Source organism: Collinsella sp. SGI.095 (assembly GCF_050314535.1).
In the GTDB taxonomy this organism is placed as follows: domain Bacteria; phylum Actinomycetota; class Coriobacteriia; order Coriobacteriales; family Coriobacteriaceae; genus Collinsella.
Map to the genome: position 1 here is coordinate 99,444 of NZ_JBNPNG010000003.1, position 14,893 is coordinate 114,336.

A 14,893-nucleotide genomic window follows, 5' to 3' on the forward strand; every position below is an offset into this window, starting at 1 on the left:
AACGACCGCCAAGGCAAAACGGATGCCAATAAAACTAAAACCAGCTAAATAGAAGTGAAGAACCCGTAGAATCTTTCTCAGTGGAAAAGGCTATCAAGTGAGGGTCCGTATGCCAGGAAAGAAAGCCGATGCAGAAGCTTTTGCAAGCAGGTGGGCGAAAAAGGGAAATGAGAACCAGGACACCCAGCGGTTCTGGATTGACTTTTACCAGAACGTCCTCGGCGTAGAGGACGCGGTGTCACGGCTTGAGTTCGAAAAGCCCGTTTCCACCGATGCGAGCACACATGAAGGGTACATCGACGTCTTCATCCCGTCGGCAAAAACCCTCGTCGAGCAGAAGTCGCTTGGAATCGATCTCGCCAAGGAGGAGACGCACCAGGGACGCAAGGTGACACCAGCGAAGCAGGGTAACGCCTATGCTCAGGGCATGCCCCTCTCCCAACAGCCGCGCTACATTATCGCTTGCAATTTTGCCGAGTTTTGGGTCTTCGACCGCGAACGGGACTCGCTATGCCGGGAGCCTCTTTTCAAGTTGCCACTCGCCGAGCTCCCCAAGAATCTCGCGGCCATTCAGTTCCTCAAGGGCGGGGCGGAGGCCCCGGCCACGATCTCCCGTGCCGTCTCCGTAGAGGCCGGCAAGATCATGTCGAAACTTCATGACCAGGTTGCCGAGGCGTTCGACGACCCCGACGCGCCCGAGAACCACCATGCGCTCTCCGTGCTCATGACGCGCCTCATGTTCCTTATGTTCTGCGAGGACGCTGGTCTCATGGAGCCAAATGCCTTCCGAGACTACGTCGCACACTTCCAGGCGGGTGATCTCAGGCGAGGCCTCAAGGACCTGTTCGTCTGGCTCGATACCAAAGATGAAGATCGTGACAAGTACGCCGAGGACTGGTTGAAGAAGCTACCCTATATGAATGGCGGCCTCTTTCGTGAGAGGACGGAAATCCCGCCATTGTCCGAGAGTTTCCGACATACGCTCATTGTCGAGGGCTGTCAGGAATTCGATTGGACTGGCGTGAGCCCCACGGTCTTCGGTTCCATCTTTGAGGGGGCGCTGTCGCATGACCATCGGCGTGCGAACGGCCAACACTTCACGAGCCCCGAGAACATCCATAAAGTGATTGACCCGCTTTTTCTCGACGATCTCAAGGTGGAGTTTGATGAGGCCTGTGCAAAGCCCGTCGCGGGCGGCGCGAGGACCCGTGCTCTCAAGGAGCTCCATGAGAAGATCGGTAGCATCTCTATCCTCGATCCGGCGGCAGGTTCGGGTAATTTCCTTACGGAGAGCTATCTCTGCCTGCGACAGTTAGAAAACCGTATTCTTTTTGAACTCCAAGGAGAACAAACGTCTTTCCGCTTTGAGGAGGTCGAGGCCGCCGACGTCCTTGTCAGTCTGAAGAATTTCCATGGCATCGAGCTTGAGGATTTCGCCTGCTGCGTTGCCCGCACTGCGCTCTGGATTGCCGAGAAGCAGGCGGATGCCGATACGGCAAAGGTGACGCAGCGCGTCTATCAGGAACTGCCGCTCACGGACTACGAGGGCATCGTCAACGCAAACGCGCTTCGCATCGACTGGAACGACGTGGTCCCAAGTGATGAGGTCAACTACGTTCTCGGCAATCCGCCGTTTATCGGGCAGTCCCAAAGGACCGATGAGCAGGTGGACGACCTCAAGTATGTTTGGGGCCGGGGCTACGACGGCTATCTCGACTATGCGACATGCTGGTATAGGAAAGCGGCCGATTATTTGGTTAATACTGACGCGGAGTTTTCGTTTGTCTCGACGAACTCGATTTGCCAGGGCCAGCCGGTTCCATCCCTTTTCAGGCCCCTATTCGACGCGGGATGGAGGGTCAGTTTCGCACACCGTTCTTTCGTATGGGATTCGGCGGCTGACGACGAGGCCCATGTGCACGTAGTCATCGTTGGATTCTCCCAGGGTCCCGTGGAGCCTGTTGCCTTCTCGTATCATCGGGGCAAAAGGACGATTGAGCATCCGAACAATTTGAACGGTTACTTGCTTGACGCTCCGAACGTCTTTGTTGAGAAGAAAATGAGACCACTGTTTGAGGATGTATCTCCTATGGTCATCGGAGGTAAACCGGCGGATGGGGGATACTTCCAGATTAAGACAAGAGAAGAATACGAGGACGTTATTTCCGACAGCGTCGCCGCAAAATATGTAGTCCCGTGTGTGGGAGCCCAGGAGTTGATTAACAACAAGGAAAGATGGTCTTTGTGGCTTGCGGACGCGCCTAGATCGGATATCGCGAAATCCCCGATCTTGAGGGAGAGGGTCCAGGGAGTCCGAGATTTCCGTTTGGCTTCGAAGAAAGCATCGACGAGGCGGCTTGCTGATGAGCCCTGGCGCTATGCTGAGGTGAGGAAGGCCGACGGGCCGTTCCTCTGCGTCCCGCGTCATTTTTCCGGTGGGCGAAAGTACTTCACGGTCAAACGGTGTGAATCCGGGGAAATCGCTACGGACGCCTGTTTCTTCGCCGACGACCCCGATGGTCTCCTGTTCGGAATCATCTCATCAGGGGTCTTCATGGCGTGGCAGAAGGCGGTCGGAGGCGAGCTCAAGAGCGACTGCCGTTTCTCGAACACCATCGTGTGGAACAATTTCCCCCTGCCGAAATTAACCGATGAGGGACGGCGGGCCATCATCGATGCCGGTCAGGCGGTGCTTTCTGCAAGGGGGCTGTATCACGGCGCGTCCCTGGCCGACCTCTATAAACCGGCGGACGAGTTCCTGTATCCAGAGCTGTTCGAAGCCCACGGCAAGCTCGACGAGGCAATCGAATCGGCCTACGGTGTCGATTTCAATGGAGACGAGAACAAGATCGTCTCCCATCTATTTAATCTCTATGCCGAAAAGGTCGGTGAGTAGCGTGAAGGGGAGTGCCGTAAAGCCAAAAGAGGGGGCGGAGCTATCCGAGTCCGATTCTGTGAAAGAAGGTATTGGGGGCCTAAAGGCCGAGGCTGATCGGGAGGAGGAAGAAGCCCAGAGATATGCCGTCGCCTTCCTCCAGAAGGTGATGAGACTGAAGGGCGTGGCGATCGAGCGCGACCATTTCCTCCGTTCTGAGCTCCGGAAACGAGGCGTCTCGGACGAGCGAGTGGAGCTCGCTATTTCAACGAGCCCGGCAGCCGCCGGGATGGATTCCGGCCTTGTCGACTCCATCGCCATGGACGTCATTGATTTCGAGACGAAGAAATCGAGCGTCCTTTCGTTTTCCGCGGGATTGCCCGGAGGACTCGCGATGCTCGGAACGATCCCGGCGGACGTGACGCAGTACTATGTCCACGCCTTTCGAATCATGCAGAAACTGGCGTATCTTTACGGCTGGCGGTCCTTCATCGACGATTGCGACGAGATGGACGATGAGACCTTGGCGGCTTTTGCCCTTCTCCTGGCTGTGATGGTCGGAGTGAGCGGGGCCAACTCCGCGTTGACGGCGTTTTCCAAAACGGTTCAGTCGAATATCGCCAAGAAGGTCGCCAGCAAGGCGCTTACGCAGACGAGCTACTACCCGATCATCAAAAAGGTTCTTGCCGGAATCGGCGTCAAGATCACCAAAAGCAGTTTCGGCGACGCGGTGAGCAAAGTCGTTCCGGTCGTCGGCGGCTTCATCTCGGGCGGCCTCACGTTCGTTAGCCTCAAAGGCGGGTCCAGGAGACTTGCAGGGGAGCTCAGGTTGTTGCCACGGGCGGCAGGCCCCGCAACTGCGGAACGGTCGGGCCCCGTTGGGCTATAAGCCGATTCGGTAAACTAGAACAGAAAGAGGAGCCAGATATGGCAATTAACTTGAAGACTGCGAAAGGCACGCATCGGGCGAGAGGGTGACGGATGAAGACTTATAACCTGGACACCATCCAGAAGGTTCCCCTGCGCGAGGTGTGGCCGCATGAGGCCCACGACTTCACCAAGTGGCTGGCCGAGGAGCAGAACCTCGCAACCCTCGGGATGGCGGTCGGAATCGAGCTCGAGCTCATAGAGACTGAGTCCTCGGTCGGATCGTTCAACGTGGACATCTACGCACAGGAGTCCGGTACGGGCCGCAAGGTGATCATCGAGAACCAGCTCGAGGACACCAACCACGACCACCTCGGCAAGGTGATCACGTACGCCGCCGGCAAGGGCGCAGAGGTCGTCATCTGGGTCGTGGCGCGCGCCCGCGACGAGCACCGCCAGGCCATCGAGTGGCTCAACCAGCACACCGACAGCGACTTCGGGTTCTTCCTGGTCGAGGTCGAGCTCTGGAAGATCGGGGACTCCCTGCCCGCCCCGCGCTTCGGCGTGGTCGAGCAGCCGAACGAGTGGACCAAGGCCGTGAAGCTCTCCGAAGGGCTCAGCGAAACCGAAAAGGTCAAGCTGGCGTACTGGACGGCCTACCGCGAGGTGGCGGGCGGCCATCCGGAGTTCCTCAAGGAGTTCAGCCCGCAGAAGCCCAGCAAGGACCATTGGTCGACGCTTCGCCTGGGGGTCTCGGCATACCATCTCGCCCTGCTCATCGATACGCACAAGGGCCGCACGGGTATCGAGCTGTACGTGGACGACGACAAGGAGATCGGGCACCGCGCCATCGCCAACAGCGGAATCTTCGAGGAGCGCCTCGGGCTGACGGCGGCACCCTTCGATGCGAAAAAGGCCTCGGGACTGCGCTTCTACAAGGCGGGCCACCCCATCAAGGGCCACCAGGACGCATGGCCGGGGTACATCGAGGAACAGCTCGGATGGGCCCTCGAGATGAAAAAAATAATCGCGGAGATCGGACTTTAAAAGCGCTTCGGCAATTACTGGGCTTATTGGACACACTTTTTGTCCTATAAGCCGACTGTTTTCTGACTACAAAATGCGGGGATGTCATCGAAAACAACGCTTGCGGTATCCAGATTCTGGTGGGGATAGATATCGCGAGCAAGGATTCCGATGCTAGACGATGCGCCCGGTAAGGTGCCCGGACGCATCGCGGTCGGTCTGTTGGGGGCCGTGCATCTGACGGTAAGATCTATCACGATGTTACAGGGCATGCCATCTTGCGGTCTTTCCCGTTCCGTCGCTATCGATGGTCTTGTCCACCTTCTTCATTTTCGCTAGAAGGTTCGATACCTTCTTGGCCTTTTGCGCGTCGGTAAGGCCCGAGGGGAGAAGATCGTTGATGAGGGCGGTGATTTTCGCACGTGGTGCGGGCCCCGTTTCTGAGAGCATCTGAATGACAAGCGCCTTGCAGGCCTCTTCATTGAGGCCTTTGCTGCGCGTGTAAGACACCTCCTGTCCCGTCTTCGAGGCAAGGGCGTTCGTGATGGAGATATGGGGGTACCTGCCTTCGATAAGCTTGAGTCGATGCAGCTCTGAGGCCTCCTCGTTCGTGATTTCCTCGCCTTTTTGAACCTTGTCCAAAAGGTAGACGACGTCCATCGGAAGGTCCGGCTTAGCATAGAGTAGCCTGCTGTAGCTCTCATTGATGGTCTTACCGTAGACACTTACGCGCACGCGGGTTGGATCCGAAAGGTCGTAGGTGGGTAGGGGGAAGTATCGCTTTCTCTGCATCTGGAATACTTTGGGGATTCCCATGGCGATGGTGTCGATCATGTCCATCTGCACCATCGCCTCGGAAAGGAAGGGGTTGCGGTAGTAGCTTGGCTTAAAACCCGGCCGCATCGCATTTTCGATTGTCTCCGGAATGAAGGACCCTTCGTTTAGGAAAACGAGGTGATCCTCGAATTCCTCGACGTTGATTCGCCCCTGCATGGAATAGTCTTGATGGGCGATACAGTTGTTCAGGAGCTCTCTGATGATCTCGGGTTCGTACTGGTCAGCCTCAAAGGGAAACAGACTCGCGCCATTTGCGTTGAACCGGTACTTCTCGTTGCGGATTTTCCCGAGTACCTGGTCAATCGCGAGAAGGAAGGGTGGTTTGAAGTGCTCGTAAGAGGTTACCGATCCATTGGAGGCATAGAGAGTCCAGGTGATGCGCGGGCTCATCCCATCGAGCAAGCGGGTGGATTCCGGCCTTCCGAGCAGGATGAGTGTCGTCGGGGTGATCTTGCCGTTTCTGGTTAGGTTTGCCATGTCGAGAATCGTGCGGTCATCCATGTCCGCGAACGCCCCGGAATGCCGTCGGTGCTTGGAGAGAAAGAGCCCCACCGCTTTCTTCACGGCTTCGGGGTCGAGGTCCTCGAAGGTTGCTTCTTCGATTTCGAGGGCACTCCAGTCCGGCCTCCGCATTTGGCGTATCTGCTCGTACTTATCGATGGGGAGTGGCCCGAGTGATTCGCCCTCGCGCGCCCATGCCGCATTGTTGAACGCCGTTGGCATGCCCGGCGTTGCGGCGGGGATTTGAAACGCGAGGACGCGTTTGCCGTCAATCCTGAGTTCATGGATCTCTCTCAGGGTGAGGTGGTTGTTCGCGCGGTCCGCAATCTCCTTTTTAAGGGATCTAAGGTTGGCCGGATTTCCTTCTCGGTAAGCGGTTCCGCATGCGACCTTGTCGTTGTCCATACCGAAGATGAGCCAGGCGTCTTGTTTCCCGCGCAGGACCGCTTCGTTACTCAGGGCGGAGAAGTACTTCCCGAGGTTCTTGAAACTGAAGTCGTTTTTCGCTTCCTTGAGCTCGATAACCTCGCTCTCGTAGGGCTTCTCGATACGGGCGATGAGTTCAAGGACGTCGTGATCGCTGTAGTACAAGATCGCTCCTAACGGTCTCGTGGCTGGTATTTAGTCGTAAGATACGACTAAATACCGAAATCAAAGTCATTTTAGTCCAATCTAACGACTAGAAATAAAGATGTTGGACTGTTTATAGGACTAAACACTGTGGAAGGCCCGGCTTTAGTCCAATCGCTGTTTGACGGCCCGCCATATCCGTAACCCGGAGGTCGTAGGTTCAAATCCTGCCCCCGCGACCAAGAACTTGCAGCTCGTCGGCCTAGCCGACGAGCTTTTTTGTTATTCCGGGATCGTGTTTTCGGTACGGTCCGCAGCTTCTCAAACAATATCTTGATCTGTAACAGATGGACCCGATTTGGACGTCTGGCCGTTACAAATCGAGACAAACCAGCACGCCAGCCTCCGTTTGTCTAAATCTGTAACACGAGGAGCGATTTTTGTCGTCTAATTGTTACAGATCAAGATTATTCGGAAGCCCGGTTTGGTTTGTCTCGATCTGTAACGCCTAGGGCCGGTTTTGGTCGATAGATGTTACAGATCGAGACGTTTTGTTGGGATGGTTTCTATTGTCTTGATCTGTAACAGGTAGGGGTCAAAAGTCGGTCTAGATGTTACAGATTTAGATTGTTGAGGATGGGTCGAGAGGAATATCTCGATCTGTAACAGTAAGACCCGGTTTTGCTGGGTAGCTGTTACAGATTGAGACAAATCGACGGGCCGCCCCGCCCCATCCGCCTGCCGCTGCCTGCTATCCGCCGATTTTCGTTGTGCCGCTGTACCCCCATGCCATATCCTCTAAACAACTACGCGGCACCATCGCCGCCGCGTCTACAAGAGAGGAATGTCCATGACCGCACCTACGTCCAAGCTGCTCCAGCCCATTACGGTTGGCCCCCTTGAGCTCAAGAACCGCATTATGTTCCCGCCGCTGACCACCGGCTATGAGGAGCGCGACGGTTCCATCGGCGAGCGCAGCCTGGCTTTTTACGAGCGTCTGGCCCGTGGCGGCGTGGGCTACATCGTCATCGGCGACGTCGCTCCCGTCATGACCGCAAGCCCCACGCCCAAGCTGGCGACCGACGCCCAGATCCCCACGTTTAAGGCGCTGGCCGACGCCGTCCACAAGCACGGTGCCAAGGTCGCGCTGCAGCTGTTCCACCCCGAGTACGACGTGCCCGGTGTCGGCCGCATGGTCATGGGCTCCATGGCTGCGGCCAAAGCCGCGCAGGAGGCCAAGGCCGCCGGCGACGAGGAGACCTTTGCCGCCAAGATGGCCGAGTCCAACGAGATCCGCAAGCAGGCATACGCCAAACTGCACCACGACATGCAGCACTTTGTGAACGAGGCGAGCGTAGAGCAGCTCGCCCAGATCAAGGAGGCCATCGCTGCCTCGGCCGCTCGCGCGCAGCAGGCCGGCATCGACGCCATCGAGGTCCACGGCGACCGCCTGGTGGGTTCGCTGTGCTCCGCGATCCTCAACAAGCGCACCGACGAGTACGGTGGCTCGTTTGAGAACCGCGTTCGCTACGCGCTGGAGGTCGTCGCTGCCATCAAGGAAGCCGCGCCGCAGCTGATGGTGGAGTATAAGCTCCCCGTGATTATGGAGAACCCCGACGGCACGCCGCGTGGCAAGGGCGGCCTGCAGCCCGACGAGGCCTGCGAGTTCGCCAAGCTGCTCGAGGGCGCGGGCATCGATATGATCCAGGTTGCACAAGCCAACCACACCGGCAATATGGGCGACACCATTCCGTCCATGGGCGCCATGCCCTACAACTGGACGCTGCCCGTGGCCGAGCGCGTCAAGGCCCTGGTCTCCGTGCCGGTGGCAACTGTGGGCCGTGTTGTTTCGGTCGAGGCTGGCGAGAAGATCCTGGAAGACGGCGCAGCCGATATCATCGCCTATGGCCGCTCGCTCATGTGCGACCCCGACATTGCGCTGAAGGCCGCCACGGGCGAACCCATCCGCGAGTGCCTCAACTGCAACAAGGGCTGCGTCGATGCGATTCAAAACCGCAGGTACATCTCGTGTGTGCTCAATGCCGAGAACGGCGACGAGGCTACCATCGCCATTAAGCCGGGCGAGGGCGACAAGAAGATCGCCGTTGTGGGCGGCGGTATTGCCGGTCTGGAGGCCGCGCGCGTGGCGGCCAAGCGCGGCTACGACGTGACCGTCTACGAGGCGAGCGATCATCTGGGCGGCCAGATTGTGCTGGCGGCCGCACCTCCGCGCAAGGACGAAATCATGCGCTCGGTCGAGTATTACGAGAAGATTCTGCCCGGCCTGGGCGTGAAGGTTGAGCTCAACCATGCCGCTACCACTGAGGACCTCAACGCCGCCGACGCCGCGATTGTGGCTGTGGGCGCGCACGACGTGGTCATCCCCGTTCCGGGTGCCGATTCTAAGAAGGTCGTCTCGAGCTGGGACGTGCTGGCCGGCAAAGTGGAGCTTACGGGCCGCGTCGCCGTCATTGGCGGTGGCCTGGTGGGCACCGAGACTGCCGAGTACCTGCTGCAGCACGGCTGCAAAGTGGCGATCGTGGAGATGCTCGACAAGATTGCCGCAGGCGAGTCCGAGACCATTATGCCGCTGATTATGAGCGACTTTGCAGAGCACAACGTGGAGCAGCACGTGAAGACCCGTCTGATCGCCATTACCGATGAGGGTGTGGAGGCCATTCGCACTGCCGATGACGGCGCCGAGGAGCCGGTGAAGATCGCCTGCGATTACGTGGTGATGGCCGTCGGTTCCAAGGCCAACGCGTTTGACTTGGATGGCGTTACGGTGCCCGTGACCTGTGTGGGCGACTGCTCGGGCGAGCGCACCGCCGATATTGCGAACGCCATTCGCACGGCATATCACGCGGCCAACGAGCTGTAGTTGAACATCGCGGCCAGGCGGGGCGGTAGCACGGATCTGTCTCGCCCGGCCGCGTCCCATCGGGTGTCAATCGGGGCGGGGCCTGCAAGCGCAGCAGGTCCCGCCCTTTTTGTTTTGCCCCGGTGGACGGCAATGCGCGCTAATCATGGGGAGTGAGGCGTCTACTGCCTTGCAGACTGCTCAAAATTATTGGAGGAGGGGTTAATAACTATATCCTCTATTCCAAAGGACATAAAGAGATGCCAATTTTGCTGGCAAGCGAATGACGATTAGCTGCGAGCTAGTTACCAGCGTAAATAATCAATAAAGAAATGTCGTAAATTGGTGTCAAATTCCCAGATAGCGCCGCGTCTATTTTAATTAACTGCTTTGAGCAAACAGTAAAATGCTACTATCTAACTTGCACGTAAGAAAGCAATTTAACGTTTAAGGCTAAGAAGTAGAAGTGGCAGGTATGTCAGAAACAACAAGGACTCGCACGCATGCGCCCGAGATTAGGCAGCGCGCTGTCGAGATCCTCCAAGAAGGGGTCGGCCATCGCGCGCTCGCCGCAGAGCTTGGCATCCCCCAGGCCACAGCCCGTCAGTGGGCCCGTGCGTATGCCGTGGGCGGCGCCGACGCCGTTCTCAATGCGGGCTCTCATCACCACACATATTCGTTTGACGTTAAGCTTGCCGTGGTTAAGGACCGCTTGGAACATGGTCTGACGGTGCGTGAGGTCATGGTCAAGCACAAGATCCCCAGCGAGTCTTCGGTTAAAGCTTGGTGCCGACAGTATCGCGACGGTGGCGAGGCCGCCTTGGTCGATAAGCCGCGGGGTCGTAAACCGCGCGTTAAAAAGGCGGAATAGCGAACGGGATGGTGCGTCCGCAGGGGCGCATTTTTCTTGCCGCGCCAACTTTTTGGACCGTCGCGAGTCTATCGGGACATCCTTCAAAGTGGTCAATAAACCGCGCGCAGTGGCCCGTGCGCCCGCCGCTACGAGAGGGGGAGCGTTGCCTCTCTACTCCAAAGCGGACATGTCCTTACCCCATACGCCTAAAACTCCCCAGTTGACCGAAAACCTGCCGCCTGAACTCCCAATTTGAGCTATAACGTTAAATAATTGCAGCGTTTTTGCATGGGGGAGTGATGGTATGACGCTACTGTATTTCCTTACCCTGTTTCCGCTGGTACCGGCGATGGGCATGCTGCTCGCGCGCAGTGACCGAGCCCGCGATGCGGTAGGGCTTGTAGGCTCCGGCATTATTATGGCGGTGACCGTTGTAGTTGCCGTCTTATTTTTTGGCACGGGTCCGCAGGGCTTTGAGGTTGCCCCCGGCACCTCGCATGTGCTCTCGATCATCAGCTCCGTCATCGACGTAATTCTGTGCGCCGTCATCCTGTACAACGCGTTCAAATATAGGAACGCGCTTACCGGTGTGCTCGGCGTGGTGCAGCTGGTGGGTTCGGTTGCCTTCGCTGCCATGACGCTGCCCACGGCCGAGGTCGTCACCGCCACGCCGCTCTACCTGGACTATATGAGCGTGATCATGGTGCTCGCCGTTGGCATTGTCGGCAGCCTGATCTGCGTGTATGCCCTGGGCTACATGAAGGACTTCCAGGCGCACGATGAGCACGAGGCCGCGCTGCGTGGGCAGACCGCGCCCGACCGACGCCCGCAGTTCCTGGCGCTTATGTTCCTGTTCCTTTCGGCCATGTTCGTCATCGTGACGAGCGACAACCTGGAGTGGCTGTTCTGCGGCTGGGAAATCACCACCGTGTGCTCGTTTCTTATGATTGGCTATACGCGCACGCCCGAGGCCATCAAAAACGCCTTTACCCAGATCATCCTCAACATGCTGGGCGGCATCGCGTTTTTGGCGGGCCTTATGTTCCTGCACGTCAACGGCGTGCCGCTGACCATCTCGGGCATGATCGAGCTTTCCGGCGCCGGAACCGCGCAATCCGCGCTGCTGGTGCTGCCGGTCGTCTTGCTGTCGATCGCCGCGCTTACCAAGGCCGCACAGATGCCGTTCCACACCTGGCTGCTCGGCGCCATGGTCGCCCCCACGCCCACGAGCGCCCTGCTGCACTCGTCCACCATGGTCAAGGCCGGCGTGTTTTTGATGGTCAAGCTGAGCCCGCTGTACGCCACCTATCCCGTGACCGGCTTTATGGTCACGAGCGTGGGCGCCATCACGTTTTTGCTCGCCGCCCTCATGGCCGTCTCGCAGAGCAATGCCAAGCGTGTGCTCGCGTACTCCACCATTTCCAACCTGGGCCTCATCAGTGCCTGCCTGGGTGTCGGCGCGCCCGAGGCCGTGTGGGCCGCCATCTTCTTGATCTTGTTCCATACGGTGGCAAAGTCGCTGCTGTTCCTGTGCGTGGGCACGGCCGAGCATCATATCGGCAGCCGCAATATCGAGGACATGGACGGCATGTTCAGTCGCATGCCGCACCTGACGCGCCTGATGATGCTGGGCATCATGGGCATGTTCGTGGCGCCGTTTGGCATGCTCGTGTCTAAGTGGGGCGCCCTGGTGGCGTTTGCGCAGACCGGCAATGTGCTCATGATCATGGTGCTGGCCTTTGGCTCGGCCGCGACGTTCTTCTTCTGGGGCAAGTGGCTCGCCAAGCTCTCGGGCGTGGATTCTACGGCCGAAAACGTGGAGGGCAATGTCCATAAGACCGAATGGATAGCGCTCAACACTATCGCTGCGCTGCTGATTCTGTGCTGTGTAGCGTTCCCGATTATCTCGAGCGGTCTGGTGTCGCCTTACTTGGCCATGGTGTTTGGCCGCGTGCCGTATGTTATTGGCAAGGATGCCATGTATCTAATGGTGGTTATCGTGGCTTTTATCGCCGTGGTGCTGCTGACTTCATTCCGCGTGAGCAACAAACCGCACGTAAACGTATATCTTTCGGGTGTGGGAACCGACAATTACCGTCATTTCCGCGGCTCGATGGGACACGAGGTGAAGGCCGAAAAGTGCAATTGGTACCTGGAGGACGCCCTTGGCGAGAAGCGTATTGGCCCCGCGGGCAGCATCGTGTGCTGTAGCATCATCCTGTTCGCGCTGCTATGCTGCGCGTGGATTGGTCCCGATACGCTCGCCATGGGCGAGCCCTCGGTGCTGCGCGGCAAGTATTTCGAAGGCTCGGGTGTCGTAGGCATCTTTATAGGCACCGTGGCGTTTGCCCTGCTGGCGCCTTTGGTTGGTGGCCTGATCGACGGCATCGACCGCAAGCTGTCCGCCCGCATGCAGGGCCGCGTGGGACCACGTCTGCTGCAACCGTTCTACGATGTAGCCAAGCTCCTGCGCAAAGCCCCTGCCAGCGTAAACACCGTGGACGATACCTACATGGCGTGCGCGCTCATCTTTACCGTGGTGGGCGGTGGCATCTTTGTGTCGGGTTCCAACACACTGTTATGCGCCTTTATGGTTACCCTCGCTGCGATCTTTGTGGTGCTGGCGTCCGCCTCGACGCAAAGCCCGTTTGCCCAGGTCGGAGCCGACCGCGAGCTGCTGCAGGTCATGAGTTACGAGCCCGCCGTTTTGCTGATGAGTGTGGGCCTGTACCTTGCCACCGACAGCTTCGATTCCATCGCCGTGACGGGGCAGTCGGCCCCCATCATCGTGTACAGCGCGCCCATTTTCCTCGCGCTGCTCGCGGTGCTTACCATCAAACTGCGCAAGTCGCCGTTTGACCTTTCGTACTCGCATCACGCGCATCAGGAGATCGTCCAGGGCGTCGCCACCGAGATGAGCGGCGGCACGCTGGCCAAGATGACCCTTATGCACTGGTGCGAGACCGTGCTGTTTTTGATGTGGGTGGGCATGTTCTTTGTTTGGGACAACCCGGTGAGCTGGGTGGTCGCCCTGGTCGTTATGGTCATGACGTATTTTGTCGAGGTACTGATCGATAACACCTTCGCCCGTAGCACCTGGCGCAGCTGCTTTAAGCTCGGCTGGGGTGTGGCGCTGGTGTTTGGCCTGCTCAACCTTATGCCCATCCTCGTCGACGTGTTTATTTAGGAGGCGGCATCCATGGATCATAAAATGTCGCGCTCGCCGTGGGTTATTCATTACGACGGCTCGAGCTGCAACGGATGCGATATCGAGGTGCTGGCCTCGCTCACGCCGCTGTTCGATGCGGAGCGCTTTGGCGTGGTCAACACCGGCAACCCCAAACATGCGGACATCTTTTTGGTGACGGGGTCGGTCAACGCCCAGAACTTGCCCGTCGTGCGCCAGATCTACAACCAGATGCTCGAGCCCAAGTGCGTGGTGGCGTGCGGCATCTGCGCGTGCTCGGGCGGCGTGTTCCGCGATGCCTATAACGTGATCGGCGGCGTGGACCGCGCGATTCCCGTGGATGTGTACGCGCCAGGATGCGCCATTCGTCCTGAGACGGTGATCGACGCCATCGTGGAGGCGTGCGGCATCCTGGACCAGAAGGAGGCCGTGATGCGCGCCGGCGGCGACCCGCTTACCGTGGGCGGTGCCGCTACCTGGGATGGCGGCGTTGAGCTGGGCGAGGACGGATTTGTGGCCCCGGCTGAGGCCGGCGACGCGCCCGCCGCTGGCGACGCACCTGCTGGGACGCCCGCCGCGTCCGCCGCTGTAAGGGGGGCCGAGTAATGCAAAAGGCAATCTATACCACCGTCGAGCTCGATGCGCTGCTGTCGCATGTCCAGGCGCTTAAGGGTGCCGGTGCCCGCTTTGTGCAGATGCACGCCGAGCGCAATGTGGACGACGGCACGTATCGCTTGGTCTATACGTTCATCAACGTTCGTGCTGCCCAGGAGCAGATTGCGCAGGACGGCAGCTATGCGATTGAGAACCTGGTAGTCGATGGTATCGACCAGTACCAGGAGATTCCATCCATCAGCTCGTACTACCCTGCGGTGTTCCCGTTTGAAAATGAGGCACACGACCTGTTTGGGCTTGCCATTACCGACATGCAGATTGACTTTAAGGGCTTTTTCTACCAGGTCTCGACTGCCGAGCCCATGAGCGTCATCACGCCCGAGGTTAAGGCTGCGCGCGAGAAGGCCATGAAGGTCCGTGCCGCCGCCGAGGCCAAGGCGCGCAAGGCTGCGGCCGAGAAGGCCGCCGCTGCCGCGGCCGCTGCGGGGGAGGGCGCTGGCGATGCTGCGGGCACTGCCGCCAAGCCCACTGCGGCTGCCGGCTCCGATGCTCAGCATGACGAGGCTGCCGCCAAGGCCGCGCTCAAGGCTGCCGAGATGGAGGCAAAGCTCGCCGCCATGGATCCCGAGAAAGCGGCCAAGGTTCGCGCGGCGCTTGCCGCCAAAGCCGCCCGCGATAAGCAAAAAAAGGAGGCGTAAGGTC

General features: G+C 58.7%; 9 protein-coding genes. 8 read left to right on the forward strand and 1 reads right to left on the reverse strand.

Annotation, left to right across the window (positions count from 1 at the left end):
- Window positions 1-109: 109 nt before the first annotated feature.
- The 3 genes from ACQRCA_RS02055 to ACQRCA_RS02065 all read left to right on the forward strand — a co-directional run bounded on the left by ACQRCA_RS02055 (window position 110) and on the right by ACQRCA_RS02065 (window position 4,789).
- On the forward strand, window positions 110-2,896 hold the full coding sequence (locus ACQRCA_RS02055) for a class I SAM-dependent DNA methyltransferase (RefSeq protein WP_427718025.1): 2,787 nt from the start codon (window positions 110-112) through the stop codon (window positions 2,894-2,896).
- On the forward strand, window positions 2,889-3,764 hold the full coding sequence (locus ACQRCA_RS02060) for a hypothetical protein (RefSeq protein WP_427718027.1): 876 nt from the start codon (window positions 2,889-2,891) through the stop codon (window positions 3,762-3,764). The genes ACQRCA_RS02055 and ACQRCA_RS02060 overlap by 8 nt, the downstream gene beginning before the upstream one ends.
- Window positions 3,765-3,856: 92 nt before the next feature.
- On the forward strand, window positions 3,857-4,789 hold the full coding sequence (locus ACQRCA_RS02065; RefSeq protein WP_427718029.1) for a DUF4268 domain-containing protein: 933 nt from the start codon (window positions 3,857-3,859) through the stop codon (window positions 4,787-4,789).
- A 240-nt stretch (window positions 4,790-5,029) separates the two neighbouring features.
- Here the strand turns inward: ACQRCA_RS02065 and ACQRCA_RS02070 are convergent, their stop codons facing one another.
- Window positions 5,030-6,697 (reverse strand): RNA-binding domain-containing protein, encoded by a 1,668-nt coding sequence (locus tag ACQRCA_RS02070; RefSeq protein WP_427718032.1) that lies wholly within the window; start codon window positions 6,695-6,697, stop codon window positions 5,030-5,032.
- A gap of 829 nt (window positions 6,698-7,526) precedes the next feature.
- On the opposite strand from ACQRCA_RS02070, the gene bilR reads away from it, so the two are divergent.
- From bilR to ACQRCA_RS02095, 5 genes are all read left to right on the forward strand, one after another.
- The gene (gene bilR, locus ACQRCA_RS02075; protein ID WP_427718035.1) at window positions 7,527-9,557 is read left to right on the forward strand and encodes a bilirubin reductase, long form; all 2,031 of its coding nucleotides are present in this window, start codon (window positions 7,527-7,529) and stop codon (window positions 9,555-9,557) included.
- A gap of 454 nt (window positions 9,558-10,011) precedes the next feature.
- Window positions 10,012-10,407, forward strand: coding sequence for a helix-turn-helix domain-containing protein (locus ACQRCA_RS02080; protein ID WP_229770663.1), 396 nt, complete (start codon window positions 10,012-10,014; stop codon window positions 10,405-10,407).
- Between the two features lie 286 nt (window positions 10,408-10,693).
- Window positions 10,694-13,576 (forward strand): proton-conducting transporter membrane subunit, encoded by a 2,883-nt coding sequence (locus ACQRCA_RS02085; RefSeq protein ID WP_427718037.1) that lies wholly within the window; start codon window positions 10,694-10,696, stop codon window positions 13,574-13,576.
- Window positions 13,577-13,588: 12 nt separating this feature from the next.
- Window positions 13,589-14,182, forward strand: coding sequence for an NADH-quinone oxidoreductase subunit B family protein (locus ACQRCA_RS02090; protein ID WP_427718039.1), 594 nt, complete (start codon window positions 13,589-13,591; stop codon window positions 14,180-14,182).
- Window positions 14,182-14,889 (forward strand): NADH-quinone oxidoreductase subunit C, encoded by a 708-nt coding sequence (locus ACQRCA_RS02095; protein ID WP_427718042.1) that lies wholly within the window; start codon window positions 14,182-14,184, stop codon window positions 14,887-14,889. The genes ACQRCA_RS02090 and ACQRCA_RS02095 overlap by 1 nt, the downstream gene beginning before the upstream one ends.
- The last annotated feature ends 4 nt before the right edge of the window (window positions 14,890-14,893 follow it).